Below are 19,626 nucleotides of genomic sequence, written 5' to 3'. Positions count from 1 at the left end.
AGGCCTGGTACAACATCCGCAGGCTCCACAGCAGCCTCGGCTACCGCACACCCGTCGAATACGAAACCGCCCTCACAGCCGCCTGAACAACACAACGACGGTGTCCGTCAAAGCGGAGCAAGCGCAGCGGCGAACATCGTGGCGGGCCACTTGGCGAGCATGTCGAGGTATGCGGCTGGGGTGGTGCCGGTCTCGGCGCAGAAGGCGGCGGCCTGCTCCACCGCCAGCGCCAGGTGCCCCAGTTCCGCGCATACCGCGTCCGAGCCCTCGGTGGCGCGGGGCCCATGCTGGGTGAGGATCCGATGGAACAGCGCAACCGCGTCCGCAGGTTCGAGGGTGTCCAGGCGCAGGGTGGCGGCGTCGTGATGCCAGCCTGTGGCGCGGCGGGTGGTGACCAACGCTCGGCCGCCGGGGACACGGTCCAGCAGCGGGCGGATGTGGGCAGGGTCCTCGACGTTGTCGAGGACGAGGAGCCATCCGGTGTGGCCGGCCAGCCAAGCGACGGCGCGTTCCGTCTGCAGTTCGGTGGGCAGGGCAGAGAGACCGGGCTGCAGGGCGCGTGCCAGCGCAGCGGTGCCGGCGTTGACGGCCGCCGGGGTGTCGGCGGTGATCCACCACCGCACCGACTCGGACTGCTTGGCCGCCCAGTGCGCAGCCAGAGCGGACTTGCCGACCCCGCCCAGGCCGTGCACCGCCTGGACGACCACTTCGCCAGTGTTCGCGAACGCCGCGGACAGCTTCTCCAGGTCGCCACCGCGGCCGACGAACAACTCCATTCGTGGGATGTTCGATATGCCGCGAGCCGCGGCGTCATCCGGGATCGGCGCGTTCGCCTCCGCAGGGAGTGCGACCTCAACGTGGACGGCAACCGGGTTGTACTGGTCTCGCCCGGCAGCGTTGGACCCCTGGGACGCCAAGATGAACGGCGAGGTCTCCTCGCCGTTCGCAGGGACGGACTCAGTGGTGGGAGTCGTCTCGTCGGGCCGCCTTCCGCGGCGCTGCCAAATCACGGGCCGTGCTGGGCGGTCGGGTCGTGCATGTTGCCGCCCGCCGCATTCGAACCCTCGGTCGCGGACACACCCGGGCCCGGTGCCGGAGCAGGCCCCGTGCTCGGGCCGGTGTATCTGGCCCGAGCATTGTGCATGTCCCCACCGGCCGCATTCGACCCTCCCGACGCGGACACCGACACCACAGGTGGCGGCGGAGTCGCAGCGAGCAGCGCCCACAGCGACGCACACGCCGCCGCAATACCCGCCACCGCCCCGACGACACTGCCCGCCGCAGCCGCCGTCGCAAGGTCAGCGACCACCACCAACACCACCAGCCCCACCCCAGCCGCCACGCCCACGACCGCTATGGCCACCAACAGCGCTTTACGCGAACCCGTCATGACCCCATCGTCCAACCGCAGACATGATCAAGTCCGGCCAACCGCAACGCAGTCACAGCCTGGCCAGGAGAGACGCGGGCCTTCAGGATGGCCCGCGAGGGGCGTGGGTCTGCCTTCGAGAAGAGCTCACTCGGGCGTTCAACACGGCCTAGTCGAGAGCAGGGGTTTTGGACGGCACGGCGCGAATCATGCCGTCCAAGCTGAGACCACGCAGGGCGTCTGGGCTGAGTGGGCGGACGCATCGATGCCACCACCCTGCCCCGGGCCACCTGGGTGAGCCCATCCAGGCACGTGCACGCACGGCGTCGTCGATCGGTTGGACAACCACCCTGAGCCGTCTCGCAGCGAATGCCGGCAATGCCGCCATGACTTCTTCGAGCGCATCGCGACAGAAGGACGGATGGCCGTAGTACCCGCAGATACGGCAGTAGGGATCATCCGTCCACGTGGGAAAGACGACCTGGGGCTGGCGTGCGATGGCACGCCATTCACGCAGGTCCCGCGCAGTTGCGCCGGGATGGTCCTCGACTCGCGCGATATGGTCCAGCACGGTCGGCGACAGTCCACCGAAGCGTTCATGGGCGCGCGGGTGTACGCGAAGTTGATCGCGCATCGCGCGATGCGTCCTACGCGGCATGGTCCTTTCGGTGGTTGTCCATGTTGGCATCCTGCCGCCCACGGCATCGGGCGCGCCAGTTGTTTCCGTCTTGCATCGGGTCCGCCGGCGCCCGTCGACGTCAGCAAGTCCGTTCCGTGAGTCGGACGGTGCAGGTACGGACTGCGCGTACTCCAGCCCATAGCCAATTTCAGTCGAGCAAGGCCAGAGCAGCCGCGATCAGCTGAGCTCCCGAAGCAATGTCTCGGCGGTTGCCGCCATGCGCATGGTGTTTGGACCGGGAGAGCCGCTCCGCCTGAAGGCGCGGGCAACTCGTGGGTCCTCTCGCGTTCTGTGCTGTGCTTCTCGGCAGATTGATGACACGGCAGCGACCGGTCGCGACCGATTTCAGTCGAGCGACGCCAAAGCGGCAGTAATCAGCGAACGCGCCGCGGCGCCGCGCACAGCTGCGCTGGAGAGCCGAGCGAAGGCGCGTGCGTACAGCTCGACTTGGCTCGGCTGTGTGAGCGTGGAAGCGGCAGCCAATGTGTCGGCGTGCACTCTGGTCTCATCGAAGATGGTGAAGGTCGGCATGGGCCACACGTCCCGCTGCGCAGCGAACGGGATGATGCCCACTGCGACGTTATGGAGGTCCATGACGGCACGCAGATGGCCGAGTTGCCCCGCCAAGGCCTCGGTGCTGCACAGCCGGTAGCGCAGGACCGACTCTTCGATGACGAACGAGAAGCGGCGCCCACCGTTGTCGAGTACGCGGTTGCGATGCATACGGGCCGCTACGGCATCGCTCACGTCGTCCGGCGTGCCGCGGAAGTTCGCAATGGCGGACAGCAGCGCCGCGGCGTAGCCGGGTGTCTGCAGAAAGCCGGGGATCACGTCGGACACATAGACCCGGAACGCGTTGGTCTGCTGGTAGACGTCGCCGGCGGACTCCTGCAGCCGGCGCAGACCGGTCCGTTGGAGCCGCCTCCACTGCACATGGGCGTCTGCGGACTGGCGGTTCGCTGCGAGGAGGTCGGGCGCCTGATCACCAGCGCCGCACGCCCGGCACCACGCTCTGATGTCTGCATCGGACGGTGGGGTCTTCGCGTTCTCGATCCTCGACGACTTCGACTCCGACCATTGGCATCGGACCGCCAACTCCCGAGCGGTGATGCCCGCATCCTTTCGGATTTCTCGCAGACGACCTGCAAGTTCTTCACGTGCTTTCTGAACGCGCGAGGCTGCGTACAACGGCACCGGGAAAGCCTCGTCAGATCTCGTACAGGTGGTGCGGAATCGCCAGTTCCCAGACCGTTTCGAACGCCGCCGCGCACAATTTCACAGCATTCGGGTCCGCAGTGATCTCATCCTCGATCACCACGCCGTCGCCGGAGAAATGGTGAACCCTCAGCAGGGCTCCATCGAACAGCCAGAAGTCGTTCCCTGGCAGGGCGATGGCGGTGGCCTGCCGACGTGGCAGCCATCGGACGTCTTCGCCGGCGGTGATATTGGCGTGTGTGACGTAGTGTTCCCAGCGGATGTAGTCCGACACCGGCTCCGAGATGACACGGGCCCGACGAATGACCACGCCGCGGGCCACGGCGTCGGTGATCATCTGGTCGTACGGATGCCACCACGACTCGCGGTCGTCCCAGTCGATCCGGTCGCCGCGCTGCCATGCCTCGAATCGGTCAGTGGGCGCGTACCAGTCTCGCAACTCAAGATGTACGGCGGCGTGTTCACACCGGCGGAGCAGCTCGGCGAAGCTGGGCACGCTCGAGGGCATCACATGCCTCCCTGATCTTCGGAATCATCCGGGCGGGAAGCCTGAGGATGACCTCGTCATCCGGCACGGGGCCATTCGCCGGACTGGTCGCCTCGCACGCCGCCCAAGTCTCAGGACTCGGCTTCCACCCCTGGAACAGGATCTCCAGCGCTTCCGCATCCGTCCACACCGTGGGGCAGTGGTCCCGGTCGGTGTCGGGGTCGATTCCCACGAACTCTACGGCCACGGCTGCCTCCTGATCCAACTGTGTGCTCGGACTGGCACAAGCGTCGGCGAGCGGCATTGAGTCCGTCAATAGCACTATCGGCAAAAGGATTTGGTGTGCAATTCCGTGCAAGTTCGTAGGAGAGCATCGTTCCGACTCTCTACAGTCATCGACACCGCCTGTGTCCGGCCAGGAGGCGCAAAGACGTGGGGCGTTGCATGCCGACCGACCCACGTGAGAGCCATTGCCGGCCTGTTGGCCACCAGGCCGGTCGTCAGCGCCGGGAGAGAATCCGACCAGGCAACGGCTGACACAAGTACTGGATCTTCGCAGAGCTGTATAAGGAGGCAAGGTGTCCAAATTCGAGTTCGTCACGGCGTCGGCATGCCATGACCAGAAGGTCGGCAACTGCATCGAGGTTGCCACCAACGTGCCCGGAGTTGTCGCGTTCCGCGAAGGCGAGAGCCCCGATACCGTCGTCTTGACGACGCCGGAACGCTGGCGGGTGTTCATCGCTGCGGCAAAGAGCGGCGAGTTCGACACGACGGCATAGCCGTCCCTCGGGAGGGTGGCATGGACGTGTGCCGGGCCTGCGGCGGAGCCTTGACAGCCGACCCGGAATGGCCGACGTCGCTGTGGTGCTTCACCTGTGCGGCGTTCACGGGGACGACCAAGCCGGGACCACATGTGATCTTGCCGCCCTCCCGCACAAGCCCGGGACCGTGGCGCGACTACCGACCACGCGACCCTGACCGTTGACCGCATGAACGGCTCCGCCAGAGCGCGACGACGTGGGGATCGATCTGCGCTCTGCAGTCGAAAGGGCCACACAACGCTGGGCGGCGTGGTCGGCAATCCCGGTGGATCAAGCCCGGGACGTCAGCACGATGGCGACGACCGAGAGCACGAAGGCAGCCATGGATCCGCCTAGTGCCGCGTCAGAGAACGTTTGCCCTGCCACTTTGTCGGGTGGGCTGGCTTCATTGTCCATCGCGGCGCGGCGCGGAGGGGGCGTCCTGGCATGGCGCTACCGTCATGAGGGTGCCAGGCATCAATGCCGACCAGGCGTGGTTCGAGTCCATGCCGGCGGCCTATGAGCAGTACCTCGTGCCGGTGGTCTTCCGGCCCTTCGCCGAGGATCTGAGCGCCCGAGCGGCGGCACTTCACCCTGAGAAAGTCCTCGAACTTGCCGCTGGGACGGGCGTGTTGACGTCACGTCTGCTTGCAGCGGCACCCTCGGCCGCGGTGACAGCTACCGACCTGAACGAGGCCATGGTCGCTCTCGGGTCCGCCCGGGCCCCGGGCGCGGTGTGGCGGCAGGCCGATGCGCAGCGGCTGCCGTTCCCGGACCAAGGCTTCGACCTGGTGGTCTGCCAGTTCGGGGTGATGTTCTTCCCCGACCGCATCGAGGCCTTCACCGAGGTCCGCCGGGTGCTGGCCCCGGGAGGCCGATTCCTGTTCAACACCTGGGGCCCGCTCGAGACGCACGCCTTCGAGGCTGCGCTGCAGGCCGGGCTGGAGCGGGCCTTTCCGGTCGACCCGCCACGGTTCTTCCCGACGGTCCCGCACGGCTACTCCGACCCCGCTGTCGTGGCCGCCGACCTAGCGGCCGCCGGGTTCACCGTCGAGGACGCACAAGAGCTGACGCTTCAGGGCCGGGCTGTGTCGACCGCCGACCTGGCCACCGGGTACCTCACCGGAACGCCGGTGCGCAAGGCCGTCGAGGAGCGCGGCGGCGGACCGGCTGTCCGGGCCACCGTCATTGAGGAGATGACAGCCCGGCTGGGACCAGGGCCGGTCACCGCCCCGATGACGGCGTACGTCTTCCGCGCGGCGGCCTGAACGTAGAGCGTCCCTGCCAAGGATGGGCGGCATGAGTCGAGTGCGACGGGGCGTCGCAGGTGCGACTTGCAGCGCTCATCAGGCAACGTTCGTCCTGGTGCCGACGGCGGGCAGCGGTGCAGCGCGGACCCTCGCCCGGGCACCGCGTTCGCCGTGGGCTTTGGTGGCGGGTGTCCCCCTTCACCAAGGCTGGAGTGTGTGGTGCTTCGTCATTGCGGAGCCGGCCGGGCCGAGGAGTTGGTGGGCTCGCCATAGGCGGCGGTGGAAAAGTGGGACGAGTGCGTGGTCCGACTTGCCGTTGTCGAAGCGTACGAACTCCTCCAGGGCAGCGTCCCCTTCCTGCCATGTACGGGGGCGTGTGCCGAGGAGGTCTGCCAAGTCGTCGAGATCAGCCTCGGCGCAGGCGCGACCGATTTCGTCGAAGCGCTGCAGGTGCCGGGCGAGGCGGAAGAGGCGCCGCTGTTCGTAGTCGCCAGAGCGGAGCGAGTTCACCAAGTGGCGGCCCGGGACGGCGGCCGGCGACACCTCGGCGTCCGGCAGGTCGACGGGTTCGAGCGTGATCCCGAGGAACTCCGCGAGGGCCTCGACCGCGAACAGGTTGGTCTCGTGGCACCACTGAAGGTTCGTCATGTAGTCCGACCCGGGCGGCGGATCGGCCAGCGCGGAGTGGAACGCGAGCTGGTTGGAGAGCGTGAACGCGAAGTGGTGGTGCTGGAGTGCGGCCAGGTCGACTGTTGTGCCGGTGATCTCCTCGTACTTGGCGTACATCCGGCGGAAGTCGCCGTAGCCCATGATGCTGTCGCGCATCCGGAACGCCGCGAGGTCCATCAACGGGTCGCCGATGTGGGCGAGTTCGAGGTCGAGGACCGCGGTGATGCGCTGGTCGTCGTGGTGGAACTGGCCGGAGTCCCAGACGACGAGCGACTCGCGCCCGCGCGTGTCGAGCGGGTGGCGGGCCAGCCATCCGAGGCAGAACTCCAGGAACGGGTCAGGCCGCTTCTTGGAGGACCGGTACCAGCGTTCGTACTCCCCCATGCCGTCGCGCCGTACGCCCGCTGCGGCGAAGGGGGCGGGGTCGAGGGCGTGGATCTCGGCGAGGGTCGCGATGTAGTCGTCCATGACCGCGTCGCGCTGCTCGGCGGTGCAGCCGTCGAAGTCGGGACGGCCCCCGACCCGGTCGATGACGAACGCCCGGGGCTCGTCGATCCAGCCGTGCACAGCCGGTACGCGGATACCGCGCTCGTGCAGCAGGCGCTGGACGAGCATCTCGTGTTCGAGTGGATAGATCCCCGGATAGTCGGTGCGGTCACCGCGGACGCAGAGGCCGAGCGGCTCGCCGTCGCGCTCGACGTCCGCGAACCAGACGGGACGCCAGCGCGCCTGGCGTTCGAGGCTCTTCACGGGGCCTATGTGGTCCGTCAGCCACGTACGAATCAGGTCCTCACCCACGCGCCTGTCTCCCTCCCGGTGTGTGTCGGGCCAGCAAGCATGGTTGCGCCAATGGTGCAACTAATACCGGGGAATGATCACCCGCTCGTCCGACTTGCAGTGATCCGGAAGCACTCCGGCCGATACGCACCTGGGGAGGGGCGGCCATGACACAAGAGACCGTACGGAGGTCGACGACGCTAGTCGTCGCGCGGTACGCGAGACCCGGAGCCGAAGCCGACTTCGAGCATGCACTGGAAGCGCTGACGGCTGCGGCCCGGGAGTTCGACGGGCACGACGGGGCGACGCTCATCCGCCCGTCGGAGGAGACCGGCGGACGCTACCTGGTGATCTTCCACTTCGTGGACGAGCCGACGCAGGACGCGTGGATGAACAGCCACCGCCGAGCGGAGCTCCTCGCGGAGGCCGACCGGCACAGCAACGAGCAGCCGCATGTGATCTCGGACGATCCGGGCAGCGATCTGTGGCTCACCCTGCCGCCGCCGGCCGACGCGGGCGGCAAGCCGAAGCCCGGCGTACCGCCGCGGTGGAAGGCGGCGATATCGGTGTGGCTCGGGCTCTTCCCGCTGCTTACCGTGATGAATCTGCTGGTGGTGCCGCACCTGAAGTGGATCCCGGGAGCGGTACGGCCGGTGCTGGTGTCGATCGTGATGGTCGCGCTGATGACGTACGCCGCGCTGCCGCTCATCCAGAAGCTGCTGCGCCCTTGGCTGACGAAGCCGCGGAAGAGCTAGGACAGCGCCTTGGCGAGCTCAGCCCACGAGCCCGCCGGAATGAGGATGAACCCGCGGGCCACGTCCTTCGAGTCGCGGACGGGGACCAGAGGGAGGTTCCCGTCGGCGACTTCGAGGCAGCTCCCCCCGTTGCCACCGCTATGGGAGGACTTGCGCCAGGCGCCAGCGACCTCAACGCAGTTTCCGCCGCTGCCGCCGCTGTACGACGACTTGCGCCATGACTGAGCCACCTCAACGCAGCTGCCGCCTGTTCCGTTGCTATACGACGACTTGCGCCAACCGACGGGCGCGAATCCATGCTGCTTAGTCACGTCGAGTACTCCTCGCAAACTGATTCAAGCAACGCCAGTGATGCCTCAGGCGACAGGGCCGCCGCTCGCACGAGATCGTAGGACAGCTGGCACTTCTCCAAGACCACGGGATCGTCGAGCAGTTGCCCTGCATGGACGCCCTCCAGATAGGCCACAGGGGGCGCATCGTCGAACCGCATGATCGAGATCATGCTGCCCAACATCGAATGAGCGCCGGCCTCGTACGGCAGCACCTGCATGACGATTCGCCGCGTTCTGACCATGTCCGCGACGTGCTGCAGCTGCTCGGCCATGACCTTCCTACCGCCAATCGGTCGCCTGAGAACATTTTCGTCCAGGACAACCCACAACAACACCCCTGTTGGGTCGTCAAGCAGACGAGATCGTTCGAGTCGGGCGGTCACCAACTCGCGCAGTTCCGCTTCGGGGAGGGTCGGCTGCGCTGCGAGGATCACGGCTCGTGCGTAGGCCTCAGTCTGAAGCAGGCCTGGGATCAGCGCAGGCGCGAACTCATGGATCGACTTCGCCCGCCCCTCCAAATCGGCGGCTTCCTCGAAATACTCCGCATGCCGCGAACGGTTCGCCAACTTGCACAGGCGCTTCAACAAGCCGTCGGTCCGCAGCACCGCGTCGAGGCGTTCCGACATGTCCAACTGCGGCTTCCGTTCGACACCGGGCCTGGCTTACCTGTCCCCGGCGATCCGGCACCGGACCGTCTCTCGGGCCGCGGCCTGCGCCTGGTCGAACACCTCGCCACCCGTTGGGGTTTCACTCGCTCCCCCGATCGCAAGTCGGTCTGGTGCGAACTCTCCTGCATGTGACTGGGAGCATCGGCGGGTGGCTGACAAGACCCTGAGCAGTGGCGAGGATGCGTGGCTGCGGCGCGGCCCTTCGCCGTATGGCGAGGACGAATCCGACGATCACCACGGTCGGAATAGGTTGCAACAGAGGGCCGTTGGGCCGCACACGAATAGGGAATCGATCATTCAGCCCGGAGGGACCACACCATGTCCGCCCCCGCCGCCCCCGCCACGCCGCCGTTCGTCCCCGTCGTCCAGGTGGACGGACGCCCTGCCGAAGCCGCGGACCTGGCGCCCCTCGCATTCGCCGGACACGCGCACTTCACCGCGATGCAGGTCCGCGGCGGCGGCATACGCGGCCTGGACCTGCACCTGGCCCGGCTGCGCAACGGCTCGGAGGAGATGTACGGGCGGGCCCTGCCCGACGAGCGCATCGTCGGGTACCTGCGTACCGCGCTCGCCGGCGCACCGCAGGACGTATCGCTGACCGCGGTGGTCTACGAGCCCTCCGGCGAGTTCGTCGCCGACGACGGCGCCGGCCTGCGCGTCCTGGTCCGCATCGGGCCGCCCTCGGACGGGCCCGAAGGGCCGCTCGCGCTCTCGCTCGTGGCGTACGAGCGCGTCCTCCCGCACATCAAGCACGTCGGCGAGGTCGCCAAGACCCACTACAAGCGCCGCGCCGTCGCCGAAGGGTTCGACGATGCGGCCTTCCTCGACAGCAGCGGCAACCTCAGCGAGGCGTCAATCTGGAACCTCGTCTTCTGGGACGGCACCGCGGTCGTCTGGCCGAAGGCGCCGATCCTGCAAGGCACCACGCTGCAGATCCTGCGGCGCCGCCTCGCCGCCCTCGGCGTACCGCAGCGCGACGCGGTGCTGAGCCCCGCGGATCTGCCGGGCCTGGCCGGTGCGGCGGTCGTCAACTCCTGGACGCCCGGCATCGCGGTGCACCGCATCGGGGGCACCGCCATCCCCGCGGCGCCCGCGTTCATGCGCACCCTGCACGACGCGTTCCGCAGCGAACCGGCCGAGGCGCCTTAAGACGCGTCCGGCGTGCCCCCGATCCCGAGGACCTGCTTGAGCGCGTTCTTGGCGTGCAGTTCGCCGGCCATGCTGCGGTTCGGGTCGAGGATCAGCTCGGCGAGCACGCGGACCGCAGCGTCGCGTTCGCCCCGCTGGGCGAGAGCCAAGCCGAGGTTGGCGGCCAGCATGCCCTTGGTCTCGGGGTCGGGGTCGGCCTTCAGCCCCCGGTAGAGGGCGTAGAGGCGCTGCTCTGGGTCGCGGAGCAGCGCGGCGAGCTCTTTCCATCCGGGGGCGAAGTCCGGGTATTTTTCGACGATGCCCGCCAGCATCCCGGCCTTGTGGTCGGCGTCGGTGATCCACTCCAGTTGCATGAACGCCTTGGCGAAACCTGGGAAGAACTCACCGGCCAGCTCCCGGCGGAGCATGGCGAGGGTGGTCTTGCAGGTGTAGAACCCGCCGGGGCAGAGCCGGTCGACCTCCTCGTACAGCTGCGCGGCGCGCACCGGGTCGTCGAGCAGCAGCACCGTGAACGCGGCGTCGTACCGCGGGTACGGCCACTCCGGGGACAGGTTGTACGCCTGCTCGAAGCACTCGAGCGCGCGGGCGAGTTCGTTCTTGCTTCCGGCGGCCCGGCCTTCCTGGTGGAGCCGCTGCGCCTCGACCAGTACCCGCCAACTCGGGAGGCCCTCCACGGGCTTGTCGAGATCACCGACGGTGAGTGCCTGCCCGGTGTCGCTGACGAACACGACCTGGTCGCTCATGGGACCCCCCCTGCTGCCGACGTGGCGATGCCGCGCGGCGCCGCGACCACCGGATGGCTGCCGCATTGCTGCTGTGCGGACATCGGGCACCGACCCGCCCCAGATGATCACGAACAGCCGCAGGCATCAAGGGGCAGCCCGGAGAGGGAGATCAGCGGCCGGCGATCGCGCTTCCGCCTGCTCTAGTCGGCGGAGGCGTCCGGGAGTTCGGCGATCTGCGCGGTGGTGGCCTTGGCGACTGCGGCGATCAGGTCCGCAGACCGGATCTCGATGCTCGTGTCGGCGCGGCCGCCGCCGCAGTGGATGCGGCCCATGCCGAGGACGGACTCGTCGAACACCACGACGGCGTCCGGCTCGTCGACCACCGGGCTGACGCCGCCCGGCTGCAGTCCCGCGCGGGCGAGGCGTGCGGCATCGGCCGGGGTCAGGTCCGGGCGGCGTACGCCGGCCGCGCGGGCCAGCGGGCCGTACCGGACCCGTGCGTGGCCGGGCATCGCGGCCAGGAGGAGGCGGTCGTCGGGGAGCACGAACGCCAGCGTCTTGACGGTCTCCGACAGCGGTACGCCGAGCACCGCACACACCTCGACCGGCGTTGTCACGCCGGGGTGTTCGTGCAGCCGGTGGGCGGTTCCGAGGGCGGTGAGGAGCTCGGACGGACTGGCAGGAGCAGGTGCGTTCACCCGGTCGAGGCTAGCCGGGGCGGGTGCTACGAGGCATCGTCCACTTGGGCCGCGCAGGCTTGGGCCAATTCGTCGAAGGTGCGGGCGAGGACCGCGCGGCGCGCGTCCTTGTGCCCCGGGGCGGGTTCGAGGCCGTCGATGGACTCCTCCCAGACGGCCATGAACTTCGTCTTCCAGTCGGCCACCACGCCGGGGTCGGGGAGCCCTGCTCCGACGTAGCCCTGGCGGGAGAGGAGAAGGAGGAGTTCGAGGTTGCACGGGACGGCGACGCCCCAGTATTCGTCGGGCTCGATCTCGACCGGGTCGCCGTCCATCGCGGCGGCGACCTCGGATATCAGCCGCGCGGTGATCTCCGACAAGTGGTCGGCCGCAGTGTCGCTGTCGAAGTTCCCGCTGCCCCATGTGCCCATGGCGGTCGTGCTCCTTCTTCCGGGTGTGTGTCTGTGTGGACGGGGTACTGCGGCCGATCAGCGCAACCGGACCATCTGGATCGACTTCGCCCGCAGGTCCTCGCGGGCGGAGATCCGGATCACGCGGTCTTCGTCGCGATGGAATCGACCCTTGAGGCCGAATTCGCGGTCGGCGACTCCGCGACCTCCCAGAGTGTCTCCCGTCAGCGGGTCCAGGACACGCAGGTGCGTGAACGGCGCGCCCTTCCGGTCGGGCACGATGGCGACGATGCAGTCGTCGACGCTCAGCACACCGCCGATGTCCGCGTCGAACGCCCGGCTCCACAGCGGCGATCCGCCGTACCGGGGGACGGCGGTCAGGCTCATTCGCCCTGACCTCTTCGAGTACGTCCTGAGGATGAGTGCGTCCTCCGTCGCGACCACGCGGCTGTCGGCCCCGAACCCGGTGTCCGCGAGCAGGCCTTGGGCGTGGATGGCGGCGACGGGGACGCGGTTGGCCACCCCTCCCCTGGCGTCGAACACCACGATCACGGGCTCCGGCCGGCTCGGCCTCGCTCCCGTCACCAGCAGCGTCAGAGGGGCGTGGTGGATCACGCGGACGCCGGCAGCACGCCCGGCATAAGCGACGTCGACCGGCTCCCCGGCCGTCCCCTCCGCGCCCGTGAACCGGCGTGCGGTCACGCGGCCCTCGTGGACCGCCACCCGCACGACGTCGCTGCCGTCCGCGGCAAGGCGAGTGTGCGCGGACGAGGCCATGTCGTGGGCGTCGAGGGGGTGCTCCCACATCACTTCACCAGTGCGCAGGTCGCGGGCCGTCAGGCGGGTCCCGTCCAGGGTCACGGCCCGGCCCGGAAGGGCGGTGATCAGCCCGGCGGGTCCGCCCCTGTGCGGCACGTCCCGCGGTCCGAAGCCGAGGGTGGACGACCACCGCACGTCACCCGTCCGCACGTCGATGGCGCGAAATGTGAGCCGATCGAGGCGGGTGCCGTCGTCGTCCGACATCAGGGCCAGTCCGATTCCGTCCTCGGCCCGACCGCTCATGCCGACGACGACACCGCCTTCGGGTGCGGGCCGCCACCACACCATCTCTCCAGTGTCGGTCGAGAACGCGTGGAGGACGTCCTTCGTCCCGCGGACGACCACTTCGGCGCCGCACCAACTGCCCACTGCATCAAGGTCGGTACCGCTGCGCCCGGTGACGGACCAGGATTCCGCCAAGGTGTGCGGCAGACCGAGGAGGAACGCGCCGCGCACCCTCGCCTTCGGCTGCGGTGGGGTCTCCTCCGGCACTGTCACGGCGCTCGGAGCCTCGTTCTCGCAGAGGCGGAAGGCCTGGAGTTCGTCGCGGTCGTTCTCGCCGAGATACGAGACCCGGATCAGCCGGTCGCCTTCGAGATGGACGCGGCCGCGCTCGCCGGCCTGCGGGGCATCCAGTTCGTAGGCGGCCGCCACGCACCCGTCGGCCTCGTTCAAGAGGTGGACGACGACCTGGGCTCCGGACTTCCTGCTCACGACGGCGATCGTCCCCGCGCTGCGGGTCAGCCCGGTGATGAGTCCCTGCGACCGCCACCGCCAGCGGACGTCGCCGCCGAGACTGCCGAAGGCGGTCAGATGGTCCTCGGCTTGTCCCGGGACGCGCGTCCGCGCGACGAGGACTTCGCCGGTGGCGGTCAGCGGCCGGTCCCCGCCGATACCGAAGCCGCTGTACGCGACGCTGTCGCCGAGGGATTCGAGGGCGGCTCGGCCCACGACCTCCCCGGATTCCTCGTCGTACGCGAACAAGGCCCGGCCTCGCCCGGTTCTCCCGGTGCCCTCGGCGAGGAGCACCAGCGGATCCTCGTGCAGCACCCGCACGCCGCCGACCTCACCGTGGAAGGGCAGGTCGGACTCCCAGGCGACGGTGCCCTCCGCGGCGCCGATCCGGGACACGGTGGCGCGGCCGCCGTCCACCGAGACGTGCACGACGGCGCCGCCGGAGACTGCGAGCCGGCCCCGTGCGGGAGGCTCTGCCGTGCCGCCGATCCGCCTGGACCACACCGGTTTTCCGGTCCGCAGGTCGCAGGCCTCCAGCCGTCGCCCGTAGAGCAGCACGGCTCTGCCCGGCACCACCGCAGCGGCGGGCACCTCGGGCAGCGCACCGCGCCCCTGGCCCGCCTGGGCTTCGAGGCGCCGGGACCAGCGGACTTCGCCGCTGCGGACGTCGAGGGCGGTCGCGGTGACGCGGCCGTGCTGCGAGGGCCCTGCCGTGCCGCACAGAATGAGGCCGACCCCGTCGGCGACACCGCTGCTGAGCGCGATCAGGTCGCCTCGCCCGGGAATCGGCCAGTGCCAATGCGGTAGCCCGGTCTTGGTCGAGAAGCCGTACACCGACTTCCGGGAAGCCCGTGCCACCGTGCCGGGAATGCACCAACTGCCCAAAGCTCTGTGGGTGTTGGACGTACCCACCCGACCACCGGAACGCCACTCGGGTGCGACCGGGAAAGGCTCTGCAGTCTGCCGCGACGACACGGTCGTCTCCTCGACTCGGTCAGCGTTCGGGGAGCTTGCAAGCGTGCGCTACTGCGGCCGCGGACGACTAGTTTCCCCGCCAGAAGCGGCGGGGGCGTTCGCCGAGGGCCTCCTTGCGGACCTGCGCGGTGAGGGCCAGGTCGGCCTTGTCGGCCTCGGCTCCGGCTTCGAGGACCGAGTCCCAGAGCGCGTCGGTGCCGCGGTGCGGAGGCGTGTCGGGCAGCGACGAGTAGGTGTCGTGGTACGACCGCCAGGCCATCAGGGCCATCAGCCACTTGGTGAGCGCCGCGAATGCCGCTTCCTGGACCTTGCGCAGTTCGGGCGAGCCGTACAGGTTGGCCTGCGCGGCAAGGCGGGCGCCGTCCTCGGAGTCGGGGTTGGCCAGCCTGGCCAGCCGCAGCTGGCCCGTGCTGGTCGCCTCCTTGCGCTCGCCGCGCAGCTTGGCCATGGCGATGAGGATGTCCTCGTACGCGGCGGCGCGGCGGTCCCAGGTCCGGTGCGCACGCTCGCGGCGGCCGCTGAACGCCTGGGACACCCACACTCCCAGGATGGTGGCCACCGAGCCGATACCTGCTCCGGACAGGGCTGCTATTGCCGGGGTCATCCTCGTCATGGCCGGTGATTGTTGCAGGGACGGTCAAGTCCCGCTCGGATCAGGGCTTTTGGACGCACTGAATCGACATGGTTCGAACGGAAATGAGCAGAATGCCCGCGGGTGTGATCCGGCCTCGGCCGTGGGGCCGCGGTCGAGGTCGACGCGTCGGGCCGGGTCAGGCCCCTGCTTCGGTCGGCGCGTCGAGCGGGACGTCGAGCAGCAGGCCGAGGTCGCGCTTCAGCGACGCGGTGCCCTCGCCGGCCAGCCCGCCGAGCGGCTCCATGAGGCGGTCTATGAGCTCGTGCACGACGACGATCGCCGCCGCCGTCACCTCGCGCCCGCGGTCGCTCAGGGCCAGGCGTACCGCGCGGGTGTCCTTGGGGTCGCGGGTGCGCTCGATGAGGCCGTCGGCCTCCAGCGTGCGGGCGAGTTTGGAGACGTACAGCGCCTCCAGGCCGGAGTGGTCGGCCAGCTCGCGCTGGTTCGGCGCCCGGCCCTCGCGGGCCATCCCGGACAGCGAGCCGAGCAGGGAGTACTGGGCGTGCGTGAGGCCCAGCGGGGCCAGCGCGCGGTCGACGGCCACCCGCCACTTCATCGACAGCCGCCACACCAGGAATCCGGGCGTGGGGCCCTCGGGTTTGTCGCTCATGTCAAATACTGTACATGGCTACTAAGTGACGCGCCGTCGAATCCGGCGGAGAGGCCGCTTTCGGAGCCTCCGGACCCTCGGAAATCCGCAGAAGCCTCAGAACATGAGGACGAGGGCGCTGCCACTGGTGACCACCACGCCGCCGAGGCCGACGATCGCGCCCCACTTGGTCTGGTAGCGCTTGGTCACGTAGTTGCCGAGGCGCACGAACACCGGGTTGAGCGCCAGGATCATGACCATGCCGATGACAAAGCCCACGGTTCCGCCTCTCGGGTTCCGCGGCCAGGCGGACGCCGAGGTACCGACGCCTGTGCGGCCGCGCTCGATCCATCGATCGGCCACGGCGCATTGCGGCGCACAGCCCCTGCACGAGCCCCAGCGGACGGCCGCAGCAATGATGGCCGAGGAGCATGACGCCGACAAGCATTTTCTGGAACATGTTTCAGTTGTCGCGGTGCGGCGCGGCGTCGGTCAGGCACCCGTGAAGTAGGAGTACGGGGCCACCGAGACCCCCTCGGCGACGTCGCGCCAGTCTTCGTCGTCCTCGGATTCGGTGTAGTTGTCCGGGTCCAGCTCGGCCGCGCTCAGCGAGCCCATCGACCAGACCGCGAACCCGGCATGGAAGTTGTGGCCGATGCCGGACTCGGTACTCGTGTAGCCCTTCGCGTGCAGTTCCGCGACCACCTCGTCGAGGAAGCGGTACGTGAGCTGCACACCGTCGAACCACACCTCGTCCTGCGGCCCGCGCCCGCGGCCCGGGCCGGAGTAGCCGAGCTCCACCAACTCGACCGTGCCGTCCGGGTGGTAGTGCACGACCAGGGACGGCGTGGTCCGGTAGACGGCCCGCTGCCTGCCCGGGCCGTGCACCGGATCGCCGGTCCTGCGCTCCACGTCCGCGCGCTTGTCGCCGAGCTTGACCGATGCGACTCCGACCTCCGGGATGATGTCCATCCGGGCATGGTGCCACCCCGCCTGCGGTTACGCGGTGCCCCAGGTGAAGTGCGGGGCCCGGCGCTCGGTGAAGGCGGCGAGGCCTTCACGGACGTCGGACGAGGCGCGCGAGGCCTGCTCCCAGGCGGCCACCCGGTCCGGGTCGGCCGTGTCCGAGGCAAGAAGATCCTTGGCGGCGCGGACGGTGAGCTGGGAGCGCGCGGCGATGGTCCGGGCCAGTGCGTACACCCGCGCCTCGGCGTCCTCGGGGGCGAAGACGTCCTCGACGAGCCCGGCCCGCAGGGCCTGCTGAGCGTCCATCAGCTCGGCGGAGAAGAGCAGGTACTTGGCCGTCGACACGCCGACCACGCGCGCCAGGCGGGCCGTGGACGCGGCGTCGTAGACGATGCCGAGCTTGGCGGGTGTGACGCCGAAGCGCGCGGTCGCGTCCGCGAAGCGGAGGTCGCAGGCCACCGCCAGCTGGCAGCCGCCGCCCACGCACGGCCCCTGCACGAACGCGATCGCGGCCTTCGGGAACGCGGCGAGCGCCTGCTCGGCCGCGGAGTTCAGGGCGTGGTACGCGTCGGCGGATTCGGCGGTGGCGTAGTGGCCCTGCAGTTCGCGGATGTCGGCGCCGGCCGAGAAGACCCCGCCGGTGCCGGTCAGCACCAGGACGCGGACCTCCGGGTCGGCGGCCAGCCCGGCGAGCAGGCCGGGGATCGCCGCCCACATCGCGGCGGTCAGCGCGCCCTTGGCCTCGGGGCGGTCGATGCGCAGCGTCGCGACGCCGTCCTCGACGCCGAGGACCAGCCCTGCGACTCCGGTGTCCACCTGCCGTGCGCCCATGCCGCCCCGCCGCCTTCCGCCGTTGTACCGGCCCGGCGGCCGCCGGGTCCGGTCCGGTGTGGTCCGTCGCCGACCACGGTACGGGGGCGGAGGGGCGGGAACAGGGTGGGGGCACAGCGGGGGCACAGCGGGGCAGGCGCGGCGGGGGCTTTGAGGCGGGCGCGGCGGCCGGGCCGGGTCAGCCCAGTTCGTCGAGGAACGAGCGGGCCGCCTGGCCGACCGGCTGGAGGACCACGACGGGGATGGTGCGCTCGGTCGCGCTCTCGTAGTCGCCGAAGGACGGCACGAGGGCCTTGTGCGCCGCGTACAGGCGGGTGCGCTCGGTGCGGTCGGTGATCTCGGCGGCCCGGACCGGGAGGGTGCGGCCGCCGATCTCGATGATCGCGTCCGGGTCCGCGGTGAGGTTGCGGAACCAGGAGGGGTGGTCGTCCGCGCCGCGGTTCGAGGCGGCCACGACGTACCGGTCGCCGTCGCGCGAGAAGGCCAGCGGCGAGGTGCGCGGGATCCCGGAGCGGCGGCCGGTGGTGGTGAGCAGCAGCATCTGGCGCCCTTCGAACGCCCCGCCCAGGCGTCCCCCGGCGGCCCGGAACTCGGCGATGAGGGCCTCGTTGAAGCGCTTCATCTCGGCGTTGCGGCTGGTGTCCATCGAATGGTCCTTTCTTTCTACGCCGTCGACGCTATGCGGCGCACACCCGGTATCCGCAACGAAACCGGGGCGCCGGCACGTCCGCGGGTGGCCGATGCCCACCCGGCGTTCGCCCGCTATCCGCTGGGAACGCGGCGGACACGACGGACGGGACTAAAGAACCCGATATGCGTAGTCGCGACGCCGCCCCGGGGTAGGCGGTGCGCCCGCGGAAAATGGCGCGCCTTGCGGCGGTGCGGGCTCGCATAATCGGGCTGCCGGCCGATGCCAACCCGGGAGTTTCGGATGTCCGCCCTGCCCGCTCCACCAGCCCCGGCCCGTCCGCTGCTGTCCGAGATCCTGGACGCCGCCGACTTGGCCGCCGAGATAGCGGCGGGACGGGTGCGCCGCACGCAGCATCCCTCGCTTCCGCTGTCGGTCTACTCGTACGGACCGCAGTGCGTGTTCGACAACCACTGGACGGACGTCACGCGCCGCTGCCGCGGCCTGGTGGCCGACGACCGCACCGGCGAGCTGGTCGCCACGGCGTTCCCGAAGTTCTTCAACTACGAGCAGCACCAAGCTGATTCGCCTTACGCGCCGGAACTCCCCGACGGCGAGGCGTTCGAGGTGTACGACAAGGTCGACGGCAGTCTCGGCATCGTCTTCCACTACGCGGGCGGCTGGCACGTCGCGACCAAGGCCGCGTTCCGCTCCGAGCAGGCCCGGTGGGCGCAGGACTGGCTGGATGCCCGCGACACCTCGGCGCTGGTCCCCGGCGTGACGTACCTCGCGGAGATCGTCTACCCGGGCAACCGCATCGTGGTCGACAACGGGAGCACCGAATCCCTGGTGCTGATCGCCGTATTCGCCGCGGACGGCACCGAACTCCCGCTTCCGTACGGGGTGGCGGCCTGGCGGCAACTGGGCGGCCGGGTCGTGCGGGTGCACCAGGTCGCCTCGCTGGCCGAACTGGCCCGGCTGGCAAAGGCGGACCGGGGAATCGACGGCGCCCCGGTGGCCGGGACGTCGGCCGAGGGGTGGGTGGTGCGCTTCGCCTCCGGCGTGCGGGTGAAGGTCAAACTCGCCGACTACGTGCGGCTGCACGCCGCGGTCTCGCGCACCACCGAGCGCTCGATCTGGGAGGTCCTGGCCGCGGGCGGGGACGTGGCCGAGTTGTTCGAGCGGATGCCCGACGAGTTCCGGACCTGGATCCTGGGCGTCGCGGGGCGCCTGCGGGCCGCACACGATGCCTGGACGGACGCGGCACAGGCGGCGTACGCCGAAATCGGACCGCAGCCCGACCGCCGGTCCTTCGCGGCAGCGGCCGCAGCGCCCCGATACAAGGAGTACAAGAGCGCGCTCTTCCTGCTCTTCGACGGCCGGCCGGTGGACGTATTGGCCTGGCGGGCGGTCAAGCCTCCGGTCGGTCCGCCGTTCCGACCGGTGGAGCCGGGCTGAGCCGGGCCGGGCCAGGCCGGATCCGCGGC

At 69.7% G+C, this 19,626-nt stretch carries 23 protein-coding genes; 5 read left to right on the top strand and 18 right to left on the bottom strand.

Annotated features, from left to right (window positions below):
* Nucleotides 1-107: 107 nt before the first annotated feature.
* The 5 genes from LZ495_RS40210 to LZ495_RS40190 form a co-directional block, all read right to left on the bottom strand.
* The gene (locus tag LZ495_RS40210) at nt 108-776 is read right to left on the bottom strand and encodes an NB-ARC domain-containing protein (protein ID WP_235058187.1); all 669 of its coding nucleotides are present in this window, start codon (nt 774-776) and stop codon (nt 108-110) included.
* Nucleotides 777-1,006: 230 nt separating this feature from the next.
* On the bottom strand, nt 1,007-1,390 hold the full coding sequence (locus tag LZ495_RS40205) for a hypothetical protein (protein ID WP_235058186.1): 384 nt from the start codon (nt 1,388-1,390) through the stop codon (nt 1,007-1,009).
* Nucleotides 1,391-2,393: 1,003 nt separating this feature from the next.
* Nucleotides 2,394-3,242: a helix-turn-helix domain-containing protein gene (locus LZ495_RS40200; RefSeq protein ID WP_235058185.1), complete on the bottom strand. Its 849-nt coding sequence runs from the start codon at nt 3,240-3,242 to the stop codon at nt 2,394-2,396.
* Between the two features lie 13 nt (nt 3,243-3,255).
* Nucleotides 3,256-3,771: a DUF6879 family protein gene (locus tag LZ495_RS40195; protein ID WP_235058184.1), complete on the bottom strand. Its 516-nt coding sequence runs from the start codon at nt 3,769-3,771 to the stop codon at nt 3,256-3,258.
* Entirely contained in the window at nt 3,725-3,997 is a 273-nt protein-coding gene (locus tag LZ495_RS40190) for a hypothetical protein (RefSeq protein WP_235058183.1), read from the bottom strand. The genes LZ495_RS40195 and LZ495_RS40190 overlap by 47 nt, the downstream gene beginning before the upstream one ends.
* A 331-nt stretch (nt 3,998-4,328) precedes the next feature.
* On the opposite strand from LZ495_RS40190, the gene LZ495_RS40185 reads away from it, so the two are divergent.
* Nucleotides 4,329-4,529, top strand: a complete 201-nt coding sequence (locus LZ495_RS40185) for a DUF397 domain-containing protein (protein WP_235058182.1) — start codon at nt 4,329-4,331, stop codon at nt 4,527-4,529.
* A gap of 482 nt (nt 4,530-5,011) precedes the next feature.
* Nucleotides 5,012-5,818, top strand: coding sequence for a class I SAM-dependent methyltransferase (locus LZ495_RS40180; RefSeq protein ID WP_235058181.1), 807 nt, complete (start codon nt 5,012-5,014; stop codon nt 5,816-5,818).
* A gap of 180 nt (nt 5,819-5,998) precedes the next feature.
* On the opposite strand, the gene LZ495_RS40175 is transcribed toward LZ495_RS40180, so the two are convergent.
* Nucleotides 5,999-7,267 (bottom strand): phosphotransferase family protein, encoded by a 1,269-nt coding sequence (locus LZ495_RS40175; RefSeq protein WP_235058180.1) that lies wholly within the window; start codon nt 7,265-7,267, stop codon nt 5,999-6,001.
* A 146-nt stretch (nt 7,268-7,413) separates the two neighbouring features.
* Between LZ495_RS40175 and LZ495_RS40170 the strand changes: the two genes are divergently transcribed.
* On the top strand, nt 7,414-8,001 hold the full coding sequence (locus LZ495_RS40170) for an antibiotic biosynthesis monooxygenase (protein WP_235058179.1): 588 nt from the start codon (nt 7,414-7,416) through the stop codon (nt 7,999-8,001).
* Here the strand turns inward: LZ495_RS40170 and LZ495_RS40165 are convergent.
* Entirely contained in the window at nt 7,998-8,312 is a 315-nt protein-coding gene (locus LZ495_RS40165) for a DUF397 domain-containing protein (RefSeq protein ID WP_235058178.1), read from the bottom strand. The genes LZ495_RS40170 and LZ495_RS40165 overlap by 4 nt on opposite strands.
* Nucleotides 8,309-8,959: a DUF5753 domain-containing protein gene (locus LZ495_RS40160; RefSeq protein WP_235058177.1), complete on the bottom strand. Its 651-nt coding sequence runs from the start codon at nt 8,957-8,959 to the stop codon at nt 8,309-8,311. The genes LZ495_RS40165 and LZ495_RS40160 overlap by 4 nt, the downstream gene beginning before the upstream one ends.
* A gap of 360 nt (nt 8,960-9,319) precedes the next feature.
* Here LZ495_RS40160 and LZ495_RS40150 point away from each other — a divergent pair, with 360 nt between their 5' ends.
* Complete coding sequence (locus tag LZ495_RS40150; protein ID WP_235058176.1) at nt 9,320-10,150, top strand: aminotransferase class IV family protein; 831 nt, start codon at nt 9,320-9,322, stop codon at nt 10,148-10,150.
* Here LZ495_RS40150 and LZ495_RS40145 read toward each other — a convergent pair.
* From LZ495_RS40145 to LZ495_RS40100, 10 genes are all read right to left on the bottom strand, one after another.
* Nucleotides 10,147-10,893, bottom strand: coding sequence for a tetratricopeptide repeat protein (locus LZ495_RS40145; RefSeq protein ID WP_235058175.1), 747 nt, complete (start codon nt 10,891-10,893; stop codon nt 10,147-10,149). The genes LZ495_RS40150 and LZ495_RS40145 overlap by 4 nt on opposite strands.
* A 182-nt stretch (nt 10,894-11,075) precedes the next feature.
* Nucleotides 11,076-11,573: an aminoacyl-tRNA deacylase gene (locus LZ495_RS40140; protein WP_235058174.1), complete on the bottom strand. Its 498-nt coding sequence runs from the start codon at nt 11,571-11,573 to the stop codon at nt 11,076-11,078.
* Between the two features lie 26 nt (nt 11,574-11,599).
* Nucleotides 11,600-11,983 (bottom strand): DUF4259 domain-containing protein, encoded by a 384-nt coding sequence (locus LZ495_RS40135; protein ID WP_235058173.1) that lies wholly within the window; start codon nt 11,981-11,983, stop codon nt 11,600-11,602.
* A gap of 57 nt (nt 11,984-12,040) precedes the next feature.
* Nucleotides 12,041-14,374, bottom strand: coding sequence for an outer membrane protein assembly factor BamB family protein (locus tag LZ495_RS40130; RefSeq protein ID WP_235058172.1), 2,334 nt, complete (start codon nt 14,372-14,374; stop codon nt 12,041-12,043).
* A gap of 184 nt (nt 14,375-14,558) precedes the next feature.
* On the bottom strand, nt 14,559-15,104 hold the full coding sequence (locus LZ495_RS40125) for a hypothetical protein (RefSeq protein ID WP_235058171.1): 546 nt from the start codon (nt 15,102-15,104) through the stop codon (nt 14,559-14,561).
* Nucleotides 15,105-15,261: 157 nt separating this feature from the next.
* Complete coding sequence (locus LZ495_RS40120; protein WP_235058170.1) at nt 15,262-15,735, bottom strand: MarR family winged helix-turn-helix transcriptional regulator; 474 nt, start codon at nt 15,733-15,735, stop codon at nt 15,262-15,264.
* 96 nt (nt 15,736-15,831) lie between these two features.
* Nucleotides 15,832-15,993, bottom strand: a complete 162-nt coding sequence (locus LZ495_RS40115) for a hypothetical protein (RefSeq protein ID WP_235058169.1) — start codon at nt 15,991-15,993, stop codon at nt 15,832-15,834.
* A gap of 213 nt (nt 15,994-16,206) precedes the next feature.
* The gene (locus tag LZ495_RS40110; protein ID WP_235058168.1) at nt 16,207-16,686 is read right to left on the bottom strand and encodes a hypothetical protein; all 480 of its coding nucleotides are present in this window, start codon (nt 16,684-16,686) and stop codon (nt 16,207-16,209) included.
* 27 nt (nt 16,687-16,713) lie between these two features.
* The gene (locus tag LZ495_RS40105) at nt 16,714-17,511 is read right to left on the bottom strand and encodes an enoyl-CoA hydratase/isomerase family protein (RefSeq protein WP_235058167.1); all 798 of its coding nucleotides are present in this window, start codon (nt 17,509-17,511) and stop codon (nt 16,714-16,716) included.
* Between the two features lie 178 nt (nt 17,512-17,689).
* Entirely contained in the window at nt 17,690-18,157 is a 468-nt protein-coding gene (locus LZ495_RS40100) for a nitroreductase family deazaflavin-dependent oxidoreductase (protein WP_235058166.1), read from the bottom strand.
* A gap of 285 nt (nt 18,158-18,442) precedes the next feature.
* On the opposite strand from LZ495_RS40100, the gene LZ495_RS40095 reads away from it, so the two are divergent.
* Nucleotides 18,443-19,597 carry an RNA ligase gene (locus LZ495_RS40095; protein WP_235058165.1) on the top strand — a complete coding sequence of 385 codons (1,155 nt, stop codon included), beginning with the start codon at nt 18,443-18,445 and terminating at the stop codon, nt 19,595-19,597.
* Nucleotides 19,598-19,626 lie beyond the last annotated feature (29 nt).

The organism is Yinghuangia soli (assembly GCF_021502675.1).
Lineage (GTDB): Bacteria > Actinomycetota > Actinomycetes > Streptomycetales > Streptomycetaceae > Yinghuangia > Yinghuangia soli.
This window is presented reverse-complemented; position numbering and strand designations above follow the sequence as displayed.

Excerpts from the sequence above, each read along its gene's own strand:
- LZ495_RS40210 (WP_235058187.1), bottom strand. The coding sequence starts at position 776 with ATGGAGTTGTTCGTCGGCCGCGGTGGCGACCTGGAGAAGCTGTCCGCG.
- LZ495_RS40205 (WP_235058186.1), bottom strand. The coding sequence starts at position 1,390 with ATGACGGGTTCGCGTAAAGCGCTGTTGGTGGCCATAGCGGTCGTGGGC.
- LZ495_RS40195 (WP_235058184.1), bottom strand. The coding sequence starts at position 3,771 with ATGCCCTCGAGCGTGCCCAGCTTCGCCGAGCTGCTCCGCCGGTGTGAA.
- LZ495_RS40180 (WP_235058181.1), top strand. The coding sequence starts at position 5,012 with ATGAGGGTGCCAGGCATCAATGCCGACCAGGCGTGGTTCGAGTCCATG.
- LZ495_RS40170 (WP_235058179.1), top strand. The coding sequence starts at position 7,414 with ATGACACAAGAGACCGTACGGAGGTCGACGACGCTAGTCGTCGCGCGG.
- LZ495_RS40160 (WP_235058177.1), bottom strand. The coding sequence starts at position 8,959 with ATGTCGGAACGCCTCGACGCGGTGCTGCGGACCGACGGCTTGTTGAAG.
- LZ495_RS40150 (WP_235058176.1), top strand. The coding sequence starts at position 9,320 with ATGTCCGCCCCCGCCGCCCCCGCCACGCCGCCGTTCGTCCCCGTCGTC.
- LZ495_RS40145 (WP_235058175.1), bottom strand. The coding sequence starts at position 10,893 with ATGAGCGACCAGGTCGTGTTCGTCAGCGACACCGGGCAGGCACTCACC.
- LZ495_RS40135 (WP_235058173.1), bottom strand. The coding sequence starts at position 11,983 with ATGGGCACATGGGGCAGCGGGAACTTCGACAGCGACACTGCGGCCGAC.
- LZ495_RS40125 (WP_235058171.1), bottom strand. The coding sequence starts at position 15,104 with ATGACGAGGATGACCCCGGCAATAGCAGCCCTGTCCGGAGCAGGTATC.
- LZ495_RS40120 (WP_235058170.1), bottom strand. The coding sequence starts at position 15,735 with ATGAGCGACAAACCCGAGGGCCCCACGCCCGGATTCCTGGTGTGGCGG.
- LZ495_RS40110 (WP_235058168.1), bottom strand. The coding sequence starts at position 16,686 with ATGGACATCATCCCGGAGGTCGGAGTCGCATCGGTCAAGCTCGGCGAC.
- LZ495_RS40105 (WP_235058167.1), bottom strand. The coding sequence starts at position 17,511 with ATGGGCGCACGGCAGGTGGACACCGGAGTCGCAGGGCTGGTCCTCGGC.
- LZ495_RS40100 (WP_235058166.1), bottom strand. The coding sequence starts at position 18,157 with ATGGACACCAGCCGCAACGCCGAGATGAAGCGCTTCAACGAGGCCCTC.
- LZ495_RS40095 (WP_235058165.1), top strand. The coding sequence starts at position 18,443 with ATGTCCGCCCTGCCCGCTCCACCAGCCCCGGCCCGTCCGCTGCTGTCC.